This window comes from Agrobacterium sp. NPDC089420, assembly GCF_044900305.1.
GTDB lineage: Bacteria > Pseudomonadota > Alphaproteobacteria > Rhizobiales > Rhizobiaceae > Agrobacterium.
The window spans coordinates 67,831-89,941 of the sequence record NZ_JBJDMY010000015.1 but is presented as its reverse complement, the minus strand read 5'-3'; the positions used below and the strand labels follow the sequence as shown (position 1 = coordinate 89,941).

The following is a 22,111-nucleotide window of genomic DNA, read 5'->3' as shown; positions in this document are numbered from 1 at the left end:
TCCTTTTGGCCGGCGGCCGGTTTCTCAAATCGCTTTCTGGGGCGGGCAGTAATTGTCCTGGGTTGGCCGAACGACGTCGGCGAATTCATCCTCGCCGACCGGAGCGATGACGGCGCGGTTCTTGAGTATCCGGGCGAGCGGAGCGGGCGGGGCAAAGTAATAACCCTGTGCTTCGTCGCATCCGGAAAGCTTGAGGGCCTCGACCTGTTCCCTGTCTTCCACACCCTCGGCTGTCACCTTGAGACCGATCTGTTCGGCCATGTCGATGATGGTGTTGACGATCGCCGAACACATGGGGTTGGCGGGCAGGCCGGAGACGAATTCACGGTCGATCTTGATCTTGTCGAAGGCGACATGGGTCAGCGTGCTCAATCCGGCATAACCCGTGCCGAAATCGTCGAGCGCGAGGCGAACGCCCCTTTCCTTCAGGAGTTTCAAGGCCCTGGCGCTGCTGTCGCGTTCCAGCATGACGGTTTCCGTCACTTCCAGTTCCAGCCGCTCCGCCGGGAAACCGGATGTTGCAAGCGCCCGGTCGACAATCGGGACAATGTCGTCGTTGCAGAGCTGGACGGCGGAAAGATTGACGGCGAGCCGGATGTCCTTCGGCCAGTTCATGGCATCCGCGCAGGCCTGCGAAAGAACCCATTCTCCCAATGGCTTGATGAAGTTGTTCTCTTCCGCAAGGGTGATGAAGTGGTCCGGAGAGATGAGACCAAGCTTGCTGTGCCGCCAGCGGGCAAGCGCCTCATAGGCAACGATGCGGCCGCTTTGCAGGTTGACCACGGGCTGGTAATGCAGCTCGAATTCGTGGTTCTCCAGGGCGGATTTCATGTCTATTTCCAGCGCGTGCTTGTGCTGCGCCGCCATGTCCATGCCGGGCTCGTAGAACACGAAATAGCCGCAGCCCATGGATTTCGCCCGATAAAGCCCGAGATCGGCGTGCTGCAAAAGCTGCGTGGCGGACGTGCCGTGACCCGGCGCACAGGCAATGCCGATGCTGGTATCGATGCTGATGTCGCTGTCTTCGAGGTTGAAGCTGCGCGAGACGGCATGCACCACCCGGGCCGCGAGCATCGCCGCGTCGCTCTCGCAGTCGCCGTTCGTCGATTGTATGATCGCAAATTCGTCGCCGCCAAGCCGGCTCACCATGTCGTTTTCACCGAGCACGGCGGATATCCGCGAGGCCACCGCCACCAGCAGGGCGTCGCCGGCCGCGTGTCCCAGCGTATCATTGACCGCCTTGAAGCGGTCGAGGTCGAGCAGCATGACGTTGAACGGCTGGCCGGATGCGGCAAGATGTTCGAGACGGTTTTCCAGCGTCTTCATCAGCAGCACGCGGTTCGGAAGGCCGGTGAGCGCGTCGTGATGGGCCATATGTTCCAGCTGCTGCGCCATGTCGCGTATCTGCCTGAGGCGTCCGCGCTCCAGAACCGCTTCGCGCAGCGTTTCGATGGCGGTGGCCATGTCGCCGATCTCGTCCCTTCGCTCCTGAAACGGCGTGACCGTATCGGTTTCCTCGCGGGCGATCCGCAGTGTCGCCTGCACCAGGGCGGGAACGGGTTTGAGGAAATGCCGGGCGATCAGCGTCACGAGGATGCCGGTGACCGTCAGGACCACGATCAGCGCGACGAGCGAGTTGTAGATGAGCTTGCGTTGCGCGCCGTAAAGCGCATCCGAGCCGCCGATGCTGACGGCAACCGCGCCGATCGGTTTTTTCGTTTCCGTGCTGATGATCGGCAGCAGGCCGATATAGTGATTGGACTCGCCAATGGTCGCAAAGCCGGTGGCAAAACGTGCCGCCACCGCATCCCTGGAAAAGATGGGGTCGGTTGCCAGCGGTTTTTCGTCATCATCGGTGGCGTTGTCGAAAGCCGCGGCGATCTGGCGGAAGCCGGAATCGGCTTCGTCATAACGGAAAAGCCAGACGGCATTTTTGGTCTGCGCGCCGATGAGGGCAAGAACGTCGCTCGGATTGAAGCCGGTGACGAGAATGGATTCGTCGTCGCCGATCGGCTTGTCGGTCAATATGCCGTTGACCTGTCCGTCGGCATCGGCGGTGACGCTGACATAGGTGTAGATGCCGCGCAGGGTGGCGCTGGCGATCTGCGAATTGACGCGGGCCTGATTGAGCCACTGCTCGCTGGCGGCTGCCACGAACATGTACCAGCCGACGAGCGCGCCGATACTGTAGGAAAAGATCACGCCGCCGAGAAAGATCAGGGTAATCTTGCTGGCGAGCGAACGCCGCCGCGAAAACCGGCCTTTGTCCGGTCGCGTCGTTGCGCCAAGCGTCTGGCCGGGTTCGACCTGTCTATCCGTCCCGCGATAGGCAGTCTCTTCCATTCGCGATAGTCCCCCGCGATGTCGCGTTATGATTGTTTTATGGAATTTTTATAGGGCATGTATTTCAATGGTGTCTGCTAAATAATTCAACAAAGTTTAGATGCGATTAAGAATTAATCCGTCTTTTTATAGTCGTCGCTAATGTAAGGCGCGCGCCAGATATGCCTGCGGTTGAAAAAGGCAGACGCCCGCGACGATGCTGCTGTGCCGGATCAGGTCGGCATCCCTGCATCCCATCCTGCGCCTTCAGGGCGGGCGTTTCAACCATAAAGGCGCAGCCACCGGCCTTGCCAAGCGGCCGATAAACGGCATGTTGGGCGCAATATGCGGTTCAAGGGAATGTCGTCATGGCTCACAGGGGCAAAAACGTCGCGCAGCTTTCCAGCCTTGTCCAGAGCGGGGGTCTCGATCCGCGCGATCTGGTGGAAGAGACGCTCGATACGGTGTGCGGTGAGGACGATCAGGCCATTTTTGTCGGGTTGACGGCAGAGCGGGCCATGGCGGAGGCGGATGCCGCATCGAAACGCATTCGTGAGGGCCGTTCCCGCGGGGTGCTGGACGGTATTCCGGTGGCCTGGAAGGACCTCTTCGATCTTGAAGGCATGGTGACCACGGCCGGTTCGATGGTGCTTGCGGAGGGCGCAGCGGCGTCCCGCGACGCGGATGTGGTGACGGCGCTGAAACAGGCGGGCATGGTCTGCATCGGCCGCACCAATATGAGCGAATTCGCTTTTTCCGGCCTCGGCATCAATCCGCATTACGGCACGCCGCGTAATCCGGCTTCAAGGGATGGCCACCGCCTGCCTGGCGGTTCATCCTCCGGTGCGGGCGTCGCCGTGGCTGCCGGTCTGGTGCCGGTGGCGATCGGCACGGATACCGGCGGATCGGTGCGCATTCCCTCCGCCTTTAACGGGGTGGTGGGTTACAAGGCCAGCCGCGGCCGTTATTCGATGCGCGGCGTCTATCCGCTTGCAAAAAGCCTCGATTCGCTCGGGCCGCTCACCCGCACCGTGCAGGATGCCGTCTGGGTGGATGCCGCCATGCGCGGCAAGGCGGCTGCCGATCTTGCGCGCGCGCCTCTTTCCGGCCTGTCGCTGGTGGTTCCGGAAACGGTATTCTTCGATGGCATCGAGGATGGCGTTGCCGCCGCTTTCGAGCAGGCAGTGGACCGTCTTGTCCGCGCCGGCGCCTCGGTGCGGCGGCAGGCGTTCCCGATTTTTTCGGAATTGTTCGAGCTTGTCAGGGAGAAGGGTGCGCTGGTAACGGCGGAAGCCTTCGCCTTGCATAAAGCCCGGCTGGAAGGTGCGGATGCCGCGCGCATGGACCCGCGTGTCGTTGCCCGAACCAGGCTCGGCGCGAATATCTCCATGCCGGACTATATCGCCATCCTCGAAGCGCGCGAACGTATGACGGCGGCGTTTTCCGGCATGGTTGGCAGGCAAGAGCTGCTGGTATCGCCGACATTGCCGCATGTGGCGGCCAAGGTCGCACCGCTTCTCGATGATGACGATGCCTTTTTCGCCATGAATGCGAAGACCTTGCGCAACACCCAGATCGGCAATTTTTTCGATCTCTGCGGCGTGTCGATCCCTTGCGGAACGGGCGAGGCGGGAATGCCGGTCGGCCTGCTGCTTTCCGGCCTGCATGGCACGGACGATCATGTACTGGGTGTTGCGATGGCGGCGGAAGAGATTGTTCGGGGCTAAAAAGAGGCTGTGGCTCATCCTGCTAGTTTGTGAACCTCTCCTCCGTCATTCTCGGGCCTGTCCCGAGAATCTGCGCCGGTCCATGTTGCGATATGTGATTGGATCCTCGGGACAGGCCCGAGGATGACGCCGAGTGGGTGGATGGTGCAGGATGCATTTCGGCGCTTTGTAAGGCCGCCGCTCCGAAAACCTTACCGAGCCGCCCAGTTGGCGCCACGGCGGAACATGGTCTTCATCTGCGGCACGGAAAATTCCTTGGCCTGATGGCCGAGTGCCGAATAAAAGACGCGGCCCTTGCCGTATTTGCGTTTCCACACCACCGGCATCACCACGCCGTCGATCCACCAGGCATGGTCGCCGGTGAATTTCGTCGTCGCCAGCACCTCGTTCGAAGGGTCGACATGCATGTAATATTGCTCCGAGGTGTAGGGGAAATCGGAAATTCCCTCCATCAGCGGGTCGTCGGGGCGGGTGATATTGACGTGATAGTCGATGATGTTGCCGGGATGGGCGACCCACTGGCCGCCGATCATGAACTGGTATTCCACACATTCGCGGAAACTGTCGCCCGCGCCACCATGGAAACCGGCAATGCCGACGCCGTTTTCGACGGCGGCCGTGAGGTTCTTGATCTCTTCCTTTTCGATCTTCGACATGGTGACGATAGGCACGACAAGGCTCAGATCATGCACGGACGGGTCGGCGAAGGCCTCGGTTGAGTGCTCGACATAGACCTTGAAACCGTCCTCTTCCAGCATGTCCTTGACGATGGTGGCGCATTCCTGCGGTTCGTGGCCGCTCCAGCCGCCCCAGACGATGAGTGCTTCGCGCATTTATTTCCTCCTCCGGATTATTGGATGACTTGATTATTTGCCGAGCTGGCCGTCGACCAGCGATGTTTCGAGCGGAAAAGGGCGCTCCGCCTTGGTGGTGATGGAAACGGTCGTGCCGCTGTCCGATGCCGTCTGAAAGGCTTCCATGACCTCCAGCACATGCAGGGCAAGGTCGCCATTGGCACGGTGCGGGCGGTTTTCGCGAATGGCATGGGCCATGTCGGCGACACCGATGGAGCGGTAATTGCCATCTGCATAAGGCGAAGACAGCGCCTGCGGCTCGAACTGGCCGCCCTTTTTCAGCAACTGCACCTCACCGCCGAAATGGTTGGGATCGGGCACGAGCAGCGTGCCTTCCGTGCCGTAAAGTTCCAGCGGCACATGTTTGTGGCCCGCCACATCGAAGCTCATGCCCACCTGCACCACGGCGCCATTCTGGAAGGCCAGCACGCCGGAGACATGGGTAGCAACATGAACGGGAATTTTTTCGCCGTTCTTCGGTTCGCTGGTGATGAGGCGTTCATTGCGCGGCGCGATGGCGAAGCCCGCAACCTTGGCGACCGGGCCGAACAGGTTGACGAGATCGGTGATGTAATAGGGACCCATATCCAGCATCGGTCCGCCGCCGACCTCGTAATAAAAGGCCGGATTGGGGTGCCAGCGCTCATGGCCGGGGCACATGAAGGTGGCTGTTCCGCCGACCGGCTGGCCGAGCACGCCCTCGTCGATCAGCCGGCGCGCGGTCTGGTGCCCGCCGCCGAGGAAGGTGTCGGGGGCCGAACCGATGCGCAGGCCCTTCGCCTTTGCCGCATCCGCAAGCCGCTTGCCCTCGGCGAAATTGATGCCGAGCGGTTTTTCGGAATAGGCGTGCTTGCCGGCGTCGAGCGCGCGTAGCCCAACCTCCACATGCGCCTTGGGTACCGTCAGGTTGACGATGATCTCCACGGAAGGGTCGGAAAGAAGCGTGTCGATGCTTTTTGCCTGCAGGCCGAATTCATCGGCGCGGGCTTTCGCGGCCGCCGCGTTCATATCCGCAAGTCCGCGAATGTCGAGAATGGGAAACGACGCCATGGCCTTGAGATAGGCGCTGGAGATGTTGCCGCAGCCGATGATGCCGATACCGACCCTGTTCATGTGATTTCCTCCCGTAAAATCAGAAATGTCTAAACCCGCTGCTCTGCCCTGTCGGCTAAAGCGCAGGCCCCGTGGTGTTCCATGGCGATTCGTAAAGCTCGTAGAGGGCGACGGCCGCCGCGCCCTGCGCCCACAATTCATCGCTCGCTATGTCGAAAACCAGCTCCGCGACACCGGCCAGCGAGGGTGGCACGGCGGCGTTGTAGCTGTCGCGGATGCTGGTGATGAAGGGTTCGCCGAGCTCAAGGCTGGAGCCGGTGATGATGACGCGCGGCGGCGCAAACAATGTAACGATATTGGCAAGCGTCAGGCCGAGTGCTGAACCGGCGCGCAGGGCCGCCGCGATGAGATCATGGTCCTCTGCCGCAATCAGCGCATGGGCATGCTGCATGCCGCGGCCAAGCCGGATTGCCTCGGCAAAACGGCCATCCGCCGGGCGTGCGCCTAAAATCGCGGTTTCGCCTGCCTGGCTCGCCAGCCGCACCGTGCCCTCATTGGCAAGGCCGATGACGAGGTCGCCGAGATTGTGGCTGAGGCCGCCGGCGCCGCGGAACAGCTGGTTCTGGTGCAATACGCCAAGCCCGAGCGTCTGTTCGAGCGAGATCAGCACCATGTCTTCGAGATCGCGGGCATGGCCGAACCAGTGGTGGGCGAGCGTGATGGCGTGGGCGTCGCTTTCGATGATGGTCGGTGAATTCAGCCGCGCGGTCATTTCCTCGGCGAAATTGACGTTTACTTCGCGCAAAATCGGGCTGCTGCGGATTTTTCCCGTGCGATGCTCGATGACACCGGGCAGGCCGAGGCAGACCATGTCCACATCTTCCAGCGACAGGCCGGCATCGACCACACAGCGGCGCACCCCATCCTCCACCAGATCGGCAATGACGCCGATCGGTTGGCGGTCGACACGGATCGGCAAAGCAAGGGTTGAAAGCACGTTGCCGCAAAAATCGGTGACGACGAAGATCATGCGGCTTGCGGCGATCTTGGCGCCCACCACACGGGCGGCGTCCGGGTTCAGCTCCAGCATCACCCGCGGCCTGCCGCGCGCGCCTTCGGTGCGGATATCGCCGATATGGCGGGTCAGAATCAGCCCGTCATCGAGCAGCGAGGCGGTAATCGCCGAGACGGTGGTGGTGGAAAGCTGCGTTCTTTCGCTGATTTCCACCCGCGAGATCGGACCGTGGCGGCGGATGCTGTCCAGCACGCTCAGCCTGTTGATCGCGCGCATTAATTCGGGGTCTGCGGTCTTCATGGGGTCCTGCTGCGATCGATGCCGGTTCGAGAACCGATTTATGTCGGGTTGCGGATTAAATAACGGTGTAAGGGAGGGGTGTGTCAAGCTGTCAGCGCAAAAAATCGGCATGGTGCCTTGACATCGGGCGGGGCCTAATGTGAATTAATCCGCATTGGGGAATAAATGAGGAAATCCCCCAGGGAGGATCATCATCATGACGATTTGGCACGCAGGCGCAAGCCTGAGCGGCAGGCTGACAGGCTTTGCCGCAACGACAAGCATTGCTCTCATGCTCGGCACGGCCAGCGCCTCGGCCGCGACGGTCGTTAAATGGATGCATGTGGAACTGGACCCGAAATCCGTGGCCGTCTGGGAGGAGATTGCCAAGGATTATGAGGCCAAACATCCGGGCGTGGATGTGCAGCTGCAATTCCTGGAAAACGAAGCCTTCAAGGCGAAGTTGCCGACTTTGCTGCAATCCAACGACGTGCCGGATTTCTTCTATAGCTGGGGCGGCGGCGTTCTTGAGGAACAATCCAAAACCGGTGCGCTGAAGGACCTGACTGAGGTTTTTGACGCCGATGGCGGCAAGCTGCGGCAGGCCTATAATGCGTCGGCAATCGAAGGCCTGTCTTTTGACGGCAAGGTCTGGGCCGTGCCCTACAAGGTCAGCCTCGTCAGCTTCTTTTATAACAAGGAGCTGTTTGCCAAGGCCGGCGTGAAGGCGGAAGACATCAAGACCTGGGACGATCTCGGCGCCACGGTCAAAAAGATCAAGGAAGCCGGTATCGTTCCGATCGCCGGTGGCGGCGGTGAAAAATGGCCGATCCATTTCTACTGGAGCTATCTCGTCATGCGCAATGGCGGGCAGGCCGTGTTCGATGCCGCCCGCAAGGGCGAAGGCGAAGGTTTCATGGATCCCGCCATCATCAAGGCCGGTGAGCAGCTGGCCGAATTCGGCAAGCTCGAACCCTTCCAGCCCGGTTATCTCGGCTCCACCTGGCCGCAGGCGCTTGGCGTCTTCGGTGACGGCAAGGCGGCGATGATCCTCGGTTTCGATAATACCGAAGCCAACCAGCGCAAGAATGCCGGCGACGGCAAGGGGCTGGCCGCGGACAATATCGGCCGCTTCGCCTTCCCGGTCGTCGAGGGTGGTGCAGGCAAGGCCACCGATACGCTGGGTGGCCTGAACGGCTGGGCGGTCACGAAAAACGCCTCCAAGGAAGCGATCGATTTCGCGACTTTCCTGACCAGCAAGGAAAGTGAAGAGAAGATGGCGGCTGCCGGCATGATCCTGCCGGTTGCGACGGGTGCGGACGGTGCGGTCAAGAACCCGCTGCTGGCGGATTCGGCCAAGCAGCTTGCCGGCTCCACCTGGCACCAGAACTTCTTCGATCAGACGCTGGGCGCTGCCGTCGGCCGCGTCGTCAACGATGTCTCCGTCGAGATCGTCTCCGGCCAGATGAGCGCGGAAGAGGGCGCCAAACAGATTCAGGACGCTTTCGAACTGCGCTGACTTTGGATTGCGATGCGGCGTCGCGATGAAACGCGACGCCGCAAGAATATCTGCACAAAGGAAAGCGGATAGAGATGACGGATATTTCCATGACTTCTGCATCCATGCCCGCGCGCGCCGCGGCGAAGGTCAAGCGCAAGCAAAGTTCGGTCGCGCATGACCGGGCGCTGACCCTTCTGGTGTTTCTGCCGCCGGCGCTGCTGCTCTTTACCCTGTTCGTCATCCTGCCCATGGGCGAGGCGGCGTGGTACAGCCTTTACCGCTGGAACGGTTACGGCACGCCGACGGATTTCGTGGGCCTGCGGAATTTTCAGGTCCTGTTCGGCAATGCCGCCTTTTCGCAGGCGTTGATGAATAACGGCCTCATCATCCTGATCTCGGTGCTGATCCAGATTCCCCTGGCGATCTGGCTTGCCATGATGTTGGCGCACCGTATTCCGGGCGTCGTCGCCTTCCGGCTGGTGTTCTTCCTGCCCTATGTGCTTGCGGATGTTGCAGCCGGCCTGATCTGGCGTTTCGTTTATGACGGCGATTATGGCCTGTTTGCCGCCATCTCCAATTTCTTCGGCTTCGCCAATCCTTACGTGCTGGCCGACAAGGATGTGGCGATCTATGCCGTGCTCGGCGTCATCGTCTGGAAATATTTCGGTTTCCACATGATGCTGTTCATCGCCGGCCTTCAGTCCGTCGACAAGAACGTATTGGAAGCGGCCGAAATCGACGGTGCCTCCGGCTGGCAGAAGTTCCGTTATGTCACCTTGCCGATGCTCGGCTCCACCGTGCGCCTTTCCGTCTTCTTTGCGGTGATCGGCTCATTGCAGCTGTTCGACATGATCATGCCGCTCACCGGCGGCGGTCCGTCCAACTCCACGCAGACCATGGTCACCTTCCTCTACACCTACGGCGTCATGCGCATGCAGGTCGGGCTCGGCAGTGCGGTCGGCGTCGTTCTGTTCGTCATCTGCGTGACGCTCGCCTTCGGTTACAAAAGGATTTTCATGCGCCATGACTGACACATCCACCTCCGTCCGCATGCCGCTGCAAACCAAGCTTTATCTTTATATATCGCTGAGCCTGATTGCGGCCATCGTGCTCATCCCGCTGCTCACCACAGCACTCGGCGGCTTCAAGACGCTGGGAGACCTGCGCGTCAACCCGTTCGGCATTCCGGCGGAATGGCAATGGGCCAATTACGGCGATATTCTCTTCGGAAAACGTTACTGGCTGCAGATCTTCAATTCTCTGGTCATCGCGCTTTTGACGGTGTTCCTGACGCTCACCGTTTCGGCCATGGCGGCCTTCACCTTCGCACATGTGAAGTTCTTCGGCTCGTCCTTCCTGCTCAATTATTTCCTGCTGGGGCTGATGTTCCCGGCGGCCACCGCCATCCTGCCGCTGTTCATCCGCATCCGTGATCTCGGCCTGCTCGACACCTATTGGGGTGTGGTGCTGCCGCAGGTGGCCTTCGGGCTTGGCATGAGCATTCTCCTGTTCCGCAATTATTTCCGCAATCTGCCGGAGGAGCTGTTTCAAGCCGCCTTCGTGGATGGCTGCGGTTATCTGCGCTTCTTCTGGCACATCTCCATGCCGCTCTCGCGACCCATCGTCGCCACCGTCGGTATCGTTTCCTTCGTCGGCAGCTGGAACAGCTACATTCTGCCGCTCATCATGCTGAATTCGGAATCGAAATATCCCTGGCCGCTCGGCATCATGGTCTATCGCGGCGAATTCGGCACGGAATGGCAGCTGGTGCTTGCCTTCATCACGCTGACGATCCTGCCGACCGTCATCGTCTTCTTCCTCGCCCAGAAACACATCATCGCGGGCCTGACGGCCGGTGCCGTCAAATCGTGACTTGAAAGGAGCAAAACATGGCTTCCGTCGAACTTAAGGATATCGCCAAGTCCTATGCCGCGCTCGATGTCATCCACGGCATCTCGCTTGATATAGCGGATGGCGAATTCATCGCGCTGGTCGGCCCTTCCGGTTGCGGCAAGTCTACGCTTTTGCGCATGATCGCCGGGCTGGAGGAAATCACCGATGGGGATATCCTCATCGGCGACAAGGTGGTCAACGGCATGACCCCGCGCGAACGCAACATCGCCATGGTGTTCCAGTCCTATGCCCTTTATCCGCATATGACGGTGGCCGAAAACATGGGTTTCAACCTGAAGCTTGCCGGCCAGCCGAAAAACGTCATCGAGGAGCGCGTGGCGGAAGCCGCCCGCATGCTCGACCTTGGCAAGCTTCTCGACCGCAAGCCGTCGCAGCTTTCCGGCGGCCAGCGCCAGCGTGTCGCCATGGGCCGTGCCGTGGTGCGCAATCCGGCCGTTTTCCTGTTCGATGAGCCGCTCTCCAATCTGGACGCCAAGCTGCGTGTGCAGATGCGCAGCGAAATCAAGGCGCTGCATCAGAAAGTCGGTACGACGTCGATCTATGTCACCCATGACCAGATCGAGGCGATGACGCTGGCGGACCGGGTGGTGGTGCTCAATCACGGTCGTATCGAACAGCAGGGCACACCGCTGGAACTCTACAAGACGCCCGCCAATCTCTTCGTTGCCGCCTTCATCGGCTCACCGGCCATGAACCTCATCGAAGGTGTGGTCGATGGTGAGGGTGACCAGCCCGCCGCTCGGCTGAAGGACGGCACCGCGATCCGTATTGCCGCGACACGCAAGGTCAAGCGCGGCCAGCCGGTGACGATCGGGCTTCGCCCCGAACATATCGGTTCGACCATTGGCGGCGATATCTCGCTTTCCGGCCGCACGGTGCTGGTGGAACCAACCGGTGCGCAGACCCATGTGGTCTTCGAACTGGCGGGCGACCAGGTAACGGCGGTGGTGGATGGCGAGCAGCCGGTGAAGGTCAACACTCCCTTTGCTGCCACCGTTCATCATGAGCGCGTGCATGTGTTCGACAGGGCCAGCGGGCTGGCGCTTTAACGTCTTCCGCTTTTTGCATGAAATAATGAAATTCTCTCGCCCCCTGGCATTTGGGGCTTGTCTGAAAATCACGAGCGGTTAGCTTGGCGCTGGGAGCCAAAGCGGTTTTACCGCTCAACTGTATCGATACAGGGAGGAGATTTTATGAGAACGATCAAGGGACCGGGTCTTTTTCTCGGCCAGTTTGCCGGTGATGTTGCCCCTTTCAACAGCTGGGACAGCATTACCAGATGGGCGGCGGAAAAGGGTTATGCCGGCGTGCAGGTGCCGACATGGGCCGGGCAGCTGATCGATCTTAAAAAAGCGGCGGAATCGAAGGATTATTGCGACGAGTTCGCTGGCGTCGCGCGCCAGAACGGCGTCGAAGTCACCGAACTTTCCACCCATCTGCAGGGCCAGCTGGTTGCCGTTCACCCCGCTTATGACGAGGCCTTCGATGGCTTTGCGGCGCCCGAAGTGCGCGGCAATCCCAAGGCGCGGCAGCAATGGGCGGTGGAGCAGGTGAAGCTGGCACTGAAAGCCTCGAAGAACCTCGGCATCAAGGCGCATGCCACATTCTCCGGCGCGCTTGCCTGGCCGTTCGTTTATCCCTGGCCGCAGCGCCCGGCCGGACTGGTGGAAGCCGCCTTTGACGAGCTGGCGAAACGCTGGACGCCGATCCTTGATTATGCCGACGAGCAGGGTGTCGATGTCGCTTACGAAATTCATCCGGGCGAAGACCTGCATGACGGCGTGACCTTCGAGATGTTCCTGGAGCGGGTGAAAAACCATCCCCGCGCCAACATGCTCTACGATCCCTCGCATTACGTGCTGCAATGCCTCGATTATCTCGACAATATCGACATCTACAAGGACCGCATCAAGATGTTCCACGTCAAGGATGCGGAGTTCAACCCAACCGGCCGGCAGGGCGTTTATGGCGGTTATCAGGGCTGGGTGAACCGTGCCGGCCGCTTCCGTTCGCTGGGCGACGGACAGGTGGATTTCGGTGCCGTCTTCTCGAAAATGGCGGCCAATGACTTCGACGGCTGGGCCGTGGTCGAGTGGGAATGCGCGCTGAAACATCCCGAAGACGGCGCCCGCGAAGGGGCCGAATTCGTCAAGGCGCATATCATCCGCGTTACGGAAAAAGCCTTTGACGATTTCGCATCGAGCGGCACCGACGATGCGGCCAACCGCCGTATGCTCGGGATTTGAAAGGATTTCAGGGGAGATATTATGGCTATTGAAGGAAAGACGACCGACAAGGCGAACAAGCGGATTCGCCTTGGCATGGTGGGCGGCGGTTCGGGCGCATTCATCGGCGGTGTGCACCGCATGGCGGCGCGGCTGGACAATCGCTTCGATCTCGTGGCGGGGGCCTTGTCTTCGACGCCGGAAAAATCCCTCGCTTCGGGCCGTGAACTGGGGCTCGATCCCGAGCGCTGCTACGGCTCCTTTGCGGAAATGGCCGAGAAAGAAGCACTTCGCGAAGACGGTATCGAGGCGGTGGCGATCGTGACGCCCAACCATGTGCATTATCCGGCGGCCAAGGCGTTTCTGGAGCGCGGCATCCATGTCATCTGCGACAAGCCGCTGACTTCCAACCTGGAAGACGCAAAGAAGCTGAAGCAGGTGGCCGACAAGGCGGATGCGCTGTTCATCCTGACGCATAACTATACCGGTTATCCGATGGTCCGGCAGGCGCGGGAACTGGTGGAGGCCGGTGAACTCGGCAATATCCGTCTGGTGCAGATGGAATATCCGCAGGACTGGCTGACGGAAGCGGTGGAACAGACCGGTGCGAAACAGGCCGTCTGGCGCACCGATCCGGCCCAATCCGGCGTCGGCGGCTCCACCGGCGATATCGGCACCCATGCCTATAATCTCGGCTGCTTCATTTCCGGTCTGGAAGCGGATGAGCTGGCGGCGGATGTGCACACCTTCGTCGAAGGCCGCCGTCTGGATGACAATGCCCATGTGATGCTGCGCTTCAAACCAAAGGGCGGCAAGCAGGCTGCCAAGGGGCTGCTCTGGTGCAGCCAGGTTGCGGTGGGTCACGAAAACGGGCTGAAGGTGCGTGTGTATGGCGACAAGGCCGGTCTTGAGTGGACGCAGGCCGATCCGAATTATCTGTGGTTCACAAGGCTCGGCGAACCGAAGCAGCTGATCACCCGCGGCGGTGCTGGCGCCGGGGCCGCGGCGGCCCGTGTCACCCGCATTCCCTCCGGCCACCCGGAAGGTTATCTGGAAGCCTTCGCCACCATCTATACCGAGGCTGCGCATGCCATCGAGGCCCGCCGCACCGGCTCGGCGCTGGACAAGGCGGTGATTTATCCAACGGTGGATGATGGCGTTAAAGGTGTCGCCTTCGTCACCGCCTGCATCGAGTCCGGCAAGAAGAACGGCGGCTGGGTGAAGCTGTAAAACGACGTTACGGCATATTTCTTCTCCCCGCCGGGGAGAAGATGCCCTGAAGGGGCACATAAGGGGCAAGCTTTCCGCATATCGCTACCCTTGCCCCTTCGTCCCGCTGCCGCGACCTTCTGCCCGGCGGAGAGAAGCAACAAGCGGCGCACGCTCGCGTCGTCGCTTGGCATTTTCGGCTCACGACTATTGATTGGAACCGGAAGATGCAGGCTGCGGCGATACACGGCCGGGATGCAGAGCCTGGTCTGCCCGCCGACGATGTCATCAATCAACGCGTGTCGACTGCAACTGCGCCCGTTGCGTCACCGGGCAGCCGTCCTGAACCTTGGTCCAGGACGAGACATTGAGCTTCATTTCGCAGCGCGCGAGATAGGAGCCGCCATCGACCTTCAGACAGGATGTCTGGCCGAGCTGGAACATCACACCGCGATTTCGGCATTTGCAATTATGAGCATCCGCCAAAGCTGGAATAAGGGCCATGATCAGGCCAAGTATGAGCACTTCAGGACGCATGGCCGAGGCTCCAGAGGATATCCTGCCAGATTACTCCTGTCCGAGGGTATAGTCAAAACGGCTCTTCTCCGCGATGCGCTCACCGAAGGGGCATCCGCCGTCTCGAACGCTTCCGCTTTCACTCGATCAAAATCGCCCTGATATCATTGACATTCGTCAGGGTCGGCCCCGTCACGACAAGATCACCGACCCCTTTGAAAGCCGTGTAGCTGTCGTGGTTCACCAGCGACTGGCGGGGGTCGACACCGGCGGCACGCATGCGCTCCAGCGTATCCGGTGTCACCACCGCACCCGCCGCATCCTCGACGCCGTCTATGCCGTCGCTATCGCCGGCAATCGCCCATATGCCGGCTGCGCCTTTCAGTGTCAGCGCGAGGCTTAACAGGAATTCCGTGTTGCGGCCGCCCTTTCCGGCCGGTCCCTTGCCGCCGACGCCCCTGTTCAACGTCACGGTGGTCTCGCCGCCGGAAAGCAACACGGCCGGACCTTTGACCGGCAGGCCCTTGCGGCTGGCGGAGAGTGCGATGCCGGCCATGACGGCGCCGACATCCCTGGATTCGCCTTCAAGCGAATCCCCGAGGATCAGCGGCGTAAGGCCGCGCTTCACGGCCTCGTCCGCCGCGGCCTGCAGGGCGAGCGAGGGCGCCGCGATCAGCCGGATATCTTCCTCTATGTCGCCTGCCTTCGGGGTTTCCTCACCCTTTTCCAGCACCTTGCGCACATTATCGGGAAGATCGAGTTCATAACGCGATACGATTTCGCGCACGGTTTGAATGTCGCTCGGATCGGCGACCGTCGGGCCGGAGGCGATCTCGGACGGATCGTCACCCGGCACGTCGGAAATCAGCAGCGAGACCACCTTGGCCGGCCTGGCGGCCAGTGCCAGCCGGCCGCCCTTGATGCGGGACAGATGTTTGCGCACGGCGTTCATTTCGGAAATCGTCGCGCCGCTGGCCAAAAGGGCACGATTGACGGCCATCTTGTCGGCAAGCACCATGCCTTCGGCGGGCGCGACCATCAGCGCCGAACCGCCGCCGGAAATCAGCGCGATCACCATGTCGTCGGCGGTCAGCCCCTCGACGGCGGCGAGAATGCGTTTTGCCGCTTCGGCACTCTTGTCGTCCGGTACGGGATGGGACGCTTCGATGATCTCGATACGGGAGGTCGGGACCGCATGGCCATAACGCGTCACCACCACACCGGAAAGATCGACATGCGGCCACGCCGCTTCGAGCGCTGCGGCCATGGCGGCCGACGCCTTGCCGGCACCCACCACCACGCAGCGGCCTTTGGGCGGGGAGGGAAGGTGGTGTTGCAGCACCTTTGCGGGATCGGCGCTTGCGACGGCTGCCATGAATATCCGGTTGAGAGCGTCTTTGGCCCGGGTGTCGTTCCATGCGGTCATGAGTTCATGCTCCGAGCCAGAGGAAGCCGAGCGCAAACAATGCCGGCAAGGCCTGAATGAACAGGATTTTCATATTGGCGGTGATGGCGCCGAAAATACCGGCCACCAGAACGCAGGTGAGGAAGAAGACCTTGAAGTCCAGGCCTTCATCGCCCTGCATCAGCCCGTAGATCAGACCGGCCGCCAGAAACCCGTTATAAAGCCCCTGATTGGCGGCCAATACCTTCGTCTGCCGGGCGAAATCCGCCGAAAGACCGAAGGCCTTGCGGCCGGCCGGTTTTTCCCACAGCAGCATTTCCAGAATGGTGATGTAAATATGGATGGCCGCAACCACGGCAATCAGAATGCTGGCAATCATCGGCGGTTTCCTCCAAAACCCGGATGTCCGTTGTCAGCGGTTCTCTTGAGAAGAACAGGCGACGGGCGGACAATTCCGTTTTAACGGTGGGATGAAGCGCTGCAAGGCCAGAATCTCCTCTTCCCGTGCAAACTGTTGAAGAGCGGCAGCCTGTTGCTTGACTCTTTGTTGAAATAGGAACAAAACAGGAACAATAAAGATGAATAACCGGAATTGAAACCTGTCATGCCATGCAAAAGCGCGCGGACCAGTTGCTCGTTGTCGAAGAGCTGCGTGAAAGGCTGGAAAGGATCGGCAGCAGCCCTGAGCGGCTGCACGAGACCTTGCCTTTCGGCGTGGACGCCATCGATCATCACCTGCCGGGCGGTGGGCTGAAGCTCGGTTGCCTGCATGAACTGAGCGGCGGCGGCAACGGCGCCGCCGATGGTGCGGCGGCGGCGCTTTTTGCCGCCGGTGTGGCGGCACGGCTTTCCGGCAAGGTTTTATGGTGTGTCACCCGGCGGGATCTGTTCATGCCGGGCCTGACGCAGGCCGGCCTGTCGCAGAACCGGCTCATCATCGTCGAATGCCGCGATGAGAAAGGCGTGCTTGACTGTTTCGAGGAGGGCTTGCGCTGCAACGGTTTCGGCGCGGTGATGGGTGAAGTGGCAAAATTGCCGATGACCGCCTCGCGGCGGCTGCAACTGGCGGCGGAAACCTCCGGTGTTACCGGCATCGCCATCCGCCGCTTCCGGCGTGCGGCCGATGCGGCGCTCTACGGCGAACCGACAGCGGCCGTCACCCGCTGGCGCATTTCGGTGCGGCCCTCATCACCCCTGCCGGTGCCGGGGGTGGGCAGGCCGCGCTGGTTTCTGGAACTCTTGCGATGTCGCGGCGGCGAAAGTGCCGAATTTGAAGTGGAAGCCTGTGATGCAAAGGGTCGTCTCGCTCTACCTGCCGACATGGCCGACGGATCGCTTCCGGCGTCTTTCGGGGCAGGACGCGCCGCCGGTTGAAACACCGCTGGTCATGATCGGCCGTCAGGGCAGCCGCCGGCTGGTGCTGGCGCTCGACAAGGCGGCAAAGGCGGCGGGCATCCGCCCCGGCACGCCGGTCAGCAAGGCGCAGGCGCTGGTGCCGGGCCTTCTCGTCGAAAATCTGGATGCGTCGGCTGATGCCCGCGCCCTGCGGCAGCTGGCGTTTCATTTCCTGCGCCTTTATGCCCCCATCGTCGCCGCCGACCCGCCGGACGGGCTGGTGCTGGACACGGCGGGTGCGGACCATTTGCATGGCAATGAGGCGCTGATGCTGAGCGGTATGGTCAACCGCCTGCATGCCGCCGGTTTTAGCGCCCGCGCCGCCATTGCCGATAGCTGGGGTGCAGCGCATGCGCTGGCGCGTTTTGGCCGTGAGGAGATCGGCATCGTTCCGCCGGGCGGGCAGCGGGCGGCAATCGGCGGGCTGCCGCTTGCCGCGCTGAGGCTGGAGGAACGTGTCGTTTCCGGGCTGAAGGTGCTCGGTTTTCGCAGCGTCGGCGAGCTGGCCGAAGCCCCGCGCGCGCCGCTGACCCTGCGTTTCGGCCCCGAAGTCGTCCGCCGCCTTTCCCAGGCTTTCGGCGAGATCGGCGAGCCCATAGAGCCGGTGCGCGTGCCCGAACTGGTGGAGGTGCGGCGCGCCTTTGCCGAGCCGATTGCGGCGGCAGAAACGATCGCCCGTTATACGCAGAAGCTGGTTGTCGGCCTTTGCGCCGCGCTGGAAAAACGCGGCCTTGGCGCCCGCCGGGTCGATCTGGTGCTGCACCGGGTGGATAGCGGCCTGCAGGCGGTGCGGGCCGGCACGTCCAGACCGGTGCGCGATGTCAAACAGCTTGTCCGGCTTCTGACCGACCGGATCGATACCATCGATCCCGGCTTCGGCATCGAGATGATGGTGCTGACCGCCACCCATGCCGAGCCGCTTGTCGCCGCGCAGGCCCGTTCCTCCCTGCTGGAGGAGGGGCGTGCGGACATTGCCGATACGGTGGATGTCATTCTCAATCGCGGTCACCGGGTCTATCGTTATGCGGCGGTGGCGAGCGACGTGCCGGAACGCTCCGTTACCCCTGTTGCCACGCTGGCGCCGGAGGATATGCTCGGCTGGCCGGGCCACTGGCCGCGCCCGGTCCGGATTTTTGCAAGGCCGGAACCGATAGAGACGCTGGCGCTGCTGCCGGACCACCCGCCGCGTTATTTCCTCTGGCAGGGCGTGCGCCACAATGTGCGGTGCGCTGACGGGCCGGAACGGGTGTTTGGGGAATGGTGGAAACGCGACCGGGAAAAGGCCGCTGTGCGCGATTATTTCACGGTGGAGAATGAAAGCGGCGAACGCTTCTGGATCTTCCGCTCCGGTGATGGCGAACATACCGAAACAGGTTCGCAGGGCTGGTTCATCCATGGGGTCTTCGCATGAGCACGCCGCGTTATGCCGAACTGCAGGTGACCACGCATTTTTCCTTCCTGCGCGGGGCAAGCTCCTGCGAGGAGCTTTTCGAACAGGCCAAAAGCCTCGGCATCGAGGCGCTGGGCATTGTCGACCGCAACAGTCTTGCGGGCATTCCCCGCGCTTACGAGGCGGCCGATAATCATGGCGTTCGCCTCGTCATCGGTTGCCGGCTGGATCTGGATGACGATCTTTCCGTGCTGGTCTATCCCATGGATCGCCAAGCTTACGGACGGCTTTGCCGGCTGCTTTCCGTCGGCAAGAAAAGGGGCGGCAAGGGCAAATGCCGGCTGGCATGGGACGATCTCGTTGCCTATGGCGAAGGTCTGATCGTGGTGCTGCTCGCCGATCTGGCCGACGATCTCTGCGCCCTTCGCCTGCGGCGGCTGAAGGCAACCTTTGCCGACCGGGCCTATATGGCGCTCAGCCTTCGAAGACGTCCCAATGACCAGATGCGGCTTTTCGAACTGTCGGCGATGGCCGAAGCGGCTGATGTGCCGACGGTGGTGACCAATGACGTGTTGTTTCATGTGCCGGAGCGGCGCATGCTGCAGGATGTCGTCACCTGCATAAGGCACAATTGCACCATCGACGAGGCCGGTTTCCGCCGCGAGCGCCATGCCGACCGCTATATGAAACCGCCGGAGGAAATGCACCGGCTGTTTTCCGGTTACCCGGAAGCGCTTTCCCGCAGCCTCGACATTACGAAACGCTGCAAATTTTCACTGAAGGAACTGGTCTATCAATATCCCGAGGAACGCAGCCTGCCAGGGCTGACGGCGCAGCAGGCGCTGGAAAAGCTGGTCTGGGAAGCGGTGCCGGTTCGTTATCCGAATGGTTTGCCGGAGAAGGTGGAAAAGGCGTTGCATCATGAGTTGGATGTTGTCGGCAGATTAAATTACGCCCCCTACTTTCTGACCGTGAGTGCTATCGTCCGACAGGCACGTAAGATGGATATCTTGTGCCAAGGACGCGGTTCGGCGGCAAACTCGGTTATCTGTTTTGTCCTTGGTATCACTGCCATTGATCCTGCTCGTTTCAGCAATCTCGTCTTTGAACGTTTCGTTTCCGAAAACCGGGGTGAACCGCCTGACATCGATGTGGATTTCGAGCATCAGCGCCGTGAGGAAATTATTCAATGGGTCTACAAAACCTATGGCCACGACAAAGCCGCGCTTTGTTCAGTCGTCACCCGCTATCGTGGTCGAGGGGCATTGCGAGATGTTGGTAAGGTACTGGGGCTGCCGGAGGATTTGACCAAACTTCTGTCCTCGCAAGTCTGGCGCTGGAGCGAAGGTGTTGGTGAAAAACAGATAAGGGAACTGAACCTCAATATGGAGGATCGTCGCCTGAAACTGGCTTTCGAGCTTGCCAACCAGCTTGTCGGCACCCCACGCCATCACAGCCAGCATCCGGGCGGCTTCGTACTTTCCCACGATCGGCTGGATGAGCTCGTGCCGATTGAACCAGCCGCCATGGATGATCGACAGATCATCGAATGGGACAAGGACGATATCGATATTGTGCGGTTCATGAAAATGGATTGTCTGGCGCTCGGAATGCTTTCCTGCATGAAGCGCGGCTTCGATCTGCTGGAGGCGCGTAAAGGGGAAAGATACGATCTTGCTGCCATGCCACCGGACGATCCTGAAACATTTGCAATGATCCAAAAAGCAGACACCCTCGGCACTTTCCAGATCGAAAGCCGGGCGCAGATGTCGATGTTGCCGCGTTTGAAGCCCGCCGAATTTTACGATCTTGTCATTCAGGTCGCTATTGTTCGTCCCGGTCCCATTCAGGGTGATATGGTACATCCCTATCTGCGGCGGCGTCAGGGAAAAGAGCCCGTTCGGTATGAAAAACCGGAGCTTAAAAATATTCTCGAAAAGACGCTGGGGGTTCCGCTGTTTCAGGAACAGGCCATGAAGATTGCCATCGAATGCGCTGGTTTTTCGCCCGGCAAGGCGGATCAATTGCGCCGTGCCATGGCCACTTTCAAGAATGTCGGCACCATCTCCAAATTCCGGCAGGATTTGATCGATGGAATGGTGGAGCGCGGTTATGACAAGGAATTCGCCGAACGTATCTTCAAACAGCTCGAAGGTTTCGGCAGTTACGGCTTCCCCGAAAGCCACGCGGCCTCCTTCGCGCTGATTGCCTATGCCTCCTCATGGCTGAAATGCCATCATCCCGATATTTTCTGTACGGCGCTTCTCAATTCGCAGCCCATGGGGTTTTACGCCCCGGCCCAGATCGTGCGTGATGCGCGCGATCATGGCGTGGAGGTGCGTCCGGTCTGCGTCAATAACAGCCGTTTCGATTGCACGCTGGAGCCCACGGGCGAAAAAGATGCGAAAGGCGACGAACGGTTTGCCGTGCGGCTCGGCATGCGCTTGGTGAAGGGGCTTTCCAATGACCACGCCGCGAAAATCGTTGCCGGACGGCAGGATCGCGATTTCGTCTCCGTGGATGACCTCTGGCGAAGGGCGGGTGTTCCCGCCGCAGCTTTGGTCTGTCTCGCCGAAGCCGATGCCTTTCTGCCGTCGCTTGCGCTTTCCAGGCGCGGGGCGCTCTGGGCCATCAAGGCGCTGCGGGATGAGCCGCTGCCGCTTTTCGCCGCTGCCGCCAGCCGGGAAAATACCGTGGTGGACGAGCTTCAGGAGCCATCCGTCACGCTCAGACCCATGACCGACGGCGGTGAGGTGGTGCAGGATTACGGGCATGTGGGGCTGACGCTGCGCGAACACCCCATGTGTTTCCTGCGGCGCGATCTTTCACGCCGGCGCATCGTTACCTGCGCGGAGGCGGTGCGTGCCCGCGATGGCATATGGCTGGAAACGGCCGGTCTGGTGCTGGTGCGCCAGCGCCCCGGTTCGGCAAAGGGTGTGATCTTCATGACGCTGGAGGATGAGACGGGCATCGCCAATGCGGTGCTGTGGGTGAAAACCTTCGAAAAATACCGGCGCGTGGTGCTGTCCGCCGGTATGGTCGGCATTTACGGCAAGATCCAGCGGGAAGGCGAGGTGGTGCATCTGGTCGCCCACCGGTTGACCGACCTGTCGGAGGCCTTGGCAAGCGTGGGCGAGCGCAACCGCGCCTTTCCCCTGCCGCATGGGCGCGGCGACGAGTTCCACCACGGCATTCCGCCGGAGGATCACCGTGCGATCAGGAAACATCCGCCGCCTGCCGTCCATGATGACGATGCGGTGGAGCGCATAAAGGTCATTTCCCGCAATTTTCACTAAGGCGCATTGC

At 61.0% G+C, this 22,111-nt stretch carries 17 protein-coding genes; 10 read left to right on the top strand and 7 right to left on the bottom strand.

The features are described from left to right. Positions 1-24 precede the first annotated feature (24 nt). On the bottom strand, positions 25-2,343 hold the full coding sequence (locus ACI2KA_RS20850; protein WP_404504366.1) for an EAL domain-containing protein: 2,319 nt from the start codon (positions 2,341-2,343) through the stop codon (positions 25-27). Positions 2,344-2,690: 347 nt separating this feature from the next. On the opposite strand from ACI2KA_RS20850, the gene ACI2KA_RS20845 reads away from it, so the two are divergent. Continuing rightward, positions 2,691-4,049: an amidase gene (locus ACI2KA_RS20845; RefSeq protein WP_404504365.1), complete on the top strand. Its 1,359-nt coding sequence runs from the start codon at positions 2,691-2,693 to the stop codon at positions 4,047-4,049. A gap of 191 nt (positions 4,050-4,240) precedes the next feature. Here the strand turns inward: ACI2KA_RS20845 and ACI2KA_RS20840 are convergent, their stop codons facing one another. From ACI2KA_RS20840 to ACI2KA_RS20830, 3 genes are read right to left on the bottom strand one after another with little or no spacing between them, the layout of a single operon-like run. Further along, complete coding sequence (locus ACI2KA_RS20840; protein WP_003523774.1) at positions 4,241-4,882, bottom strand: ThuA domain-containing protein; 642 nt, start codon at positions 4,880-4,882, stop codon at positions 4,241-4,243. 33 nt (positions 4,883-4,915) lie between these two features. Continuing rightward, the gene (locus ACI2KA_RS20835) at positions 4,916-6,016 is read right to left on the bottom strand and encodes a Gfo/Idh/MocA family protein (protein WP_404504364.1); all 1,101 of its coding nucleotides are present in this window, start codon (positions 6,014-6,016) and stop codon (positions 4,916-4,918) included. A 55-nt stretch (positions 6,017-6,071) separates the two neighbouring features. Further along, positions 6,072-7,271, bottom strand: a complete 1,200-nt coding sequence (locus ACI2KA_RS20830) for an ROK family protein (protein ID WP_404504363.1) — start codon at positions 7,269-7,271, stop codon at positions 6,072-6,074. A gap of 196 nt (positions 7,272-7,467) precedes the next feature. On the opposite strand from ACI2KA_RS20830, the gene ACI2KA_RS20825 reads away from it, so the two are divergent. The 6 genes from ACI2KA_RS20825 to ACI2KA_RS20800 all read left to right on the top strand — a co-directional run bounded on the left by ACI2KA_RS20825 (position 7,468) and on the right by ACI2KA_RS20800 (position 14,120). Next, on the top strand, positions 7,468-8,769 hold the full coding sequence (locus tag ACI2KA_RS20825; protein ID WP_404504362.1) for an ABC transporter substrate-binding protein: 1,302 nt from the start codon (positions 7,468-7,470) through the stop codon (positions 8,767-8,769). A gap of 74 nt (positions 8,770-8,843) precedes the next feature. Further along, on the top strand, positions 8,844-9,782 hold the full coding sequence (locus ACI2KA_RS20820) for a carbohydrate ABC transporter permease (RefSeq protein ID WP_404504361.1): 939 nt from the start codon (positions 8,844-8,846) through the stop codon (positions 9,780-9,782). Further along, a complete protein-coding gene (locus tag ACI2KA_RS20815) occupies positions 9,775-10,623 on the top strand; it encodes a carbohydrate ABC transporter permease (protein ID WP_020809465.1) in 849 nt (282 codons plus the stop codon). The genes ACI2KA_RS20820 and ACI2KA_RS20815 overlap by 8 nt, the downstream gene beginning before the upstream one ends. Before the next feature lie 17 nt (positions 10,624-10,640). Then, positions 10,641-11,714, top strand: coding sequence for an ABC transporter ATP-binding protein (locus ACI2KA_RS20810; RefSeq protein WP_404504360.1), 1,074 nt, complete (start codon positions 10,641-10,643; stop codon positions 11,712-11,714). Between the two features lie 144 nt (positions 11,715-11,858). Further along, a complete protein-coding gene (locus tag ACI2KA_RS20805) occupies positions 11,859-12,911 on the top strand; it encodes a sugar phosphate isomerase/epimerase family protein (RefSeq protein ID WP_404504359.1) in 1,053 nt (350 codons plus the stop codon). 21 nt (positions 12,912-12,932) lie between these two features. Further along, the gene (locus ACI2KA_RS20800; RefSeq protein WP_404504358.1) at positions 12,933-14,120 is read left to right on the top strand and encodes a Gfo/Idh/MocA family protein; all 1,188 of its coding nucleotides are present in this window, start codon (positions 12,933-12,935) and stop codon (positions 14,118-14,120) included. A gap of 267 nt (positions 14,121-14,387) precedes the next feature. On the opposite strand, the gene ACI2KA_RS20795 is transcribed toward ACI2KA_RS20800, so the two are convergent. From ACI2KA_RS20795 to ACI2KA_RS20785, 3 genes are all read right to left on the bottom strand, one after another. Continuing rightward, positions 14,388-14,636, bottom strand: coding sequence for a hypothetical protein (locus tag ACI2KA_RS20795; protein ID WP_404504357.1), 249 nt, complete (start codon positions 14,634-14,636; stop codon positions 14,388-14,390). A gap of 118 nt (positions 14,637-14,754) precedes the next feature. Continuing rightward, positions 14,755-16,041, bottom strand: a complete 1,287-nt coding sequence (locus ACI2KA_RS20790) for a glycerate kinase (protein ID WP_404504356.1) — start codon at positions 16,039-16,041, stop codon at positions 14,755-14,757. Positions 16,042-16,045: 4 nt separating this feature from the next. Next, positions 16,046-16,399 (bottom strand): DUF1304 domain-containing protein, encoded by a 354-nt coding sequence (locus ACI2KA_RS20785; protein ID WP_404504355.1) that lies wholly within the window; start codon positions 16,397-16,399, stop codon positions 16,046-16,048. Between the two features lie 230 nt (positions 16,400-16,629). Here ACI2KA_RS20785 and ACI2KA_RS20780 point away from each other — a divergent pair, with 230 nt between their 5' ends. From ACI2KA_RS20780 to ACI2KA_RS20770, 3 genes are read left to right on the top strand one after another with little or no spacing between them, the layout of a single operon-like run. Next, positions 16,630-17,394, top strand: coding sequence for an ImuA family protein (locus ACI2KA_RS20780; protein WP_404504354.1), 765 nt, complete (start codon positions 16,630-16,632; stop codon positions 17,392-17,394). Then, positions 17,309-18,826 carry a Y-family DNA polymerase gene (locus tag ACI2KA_RS20775; RefSeq protein WP_404504353.1) on the top strand — a complete coding sequence of 506 codons (1,518 nt, stop codon included), beginning with the start codon at positions 17,309-17,311 and terminating at the stop codon, positions 18,824-18,826. The genes ACI2KA_RS20780 and ACI2KA_RS20775 overlap by 86 nt, the downstream gene beginning before the upstream one ends. Next, positions 18,823-22,101: an error-prone DNA polymerase gene (locus ACI2KA_RS20770; RefSeq protein WP_404504352.1), complete on the top strand. Its 3,279-nt coding sequence runs from the start codon at positions 18,823-18,825 to the stop codon at positions 22,099-22,101. Before ACI2KA_RS20775 ends, ACI2KA_RS20770 begins: the two co-directional genes overlap by 4 nt. Positions 22,102-22,111: the final 10 nt, after the last annotated feature.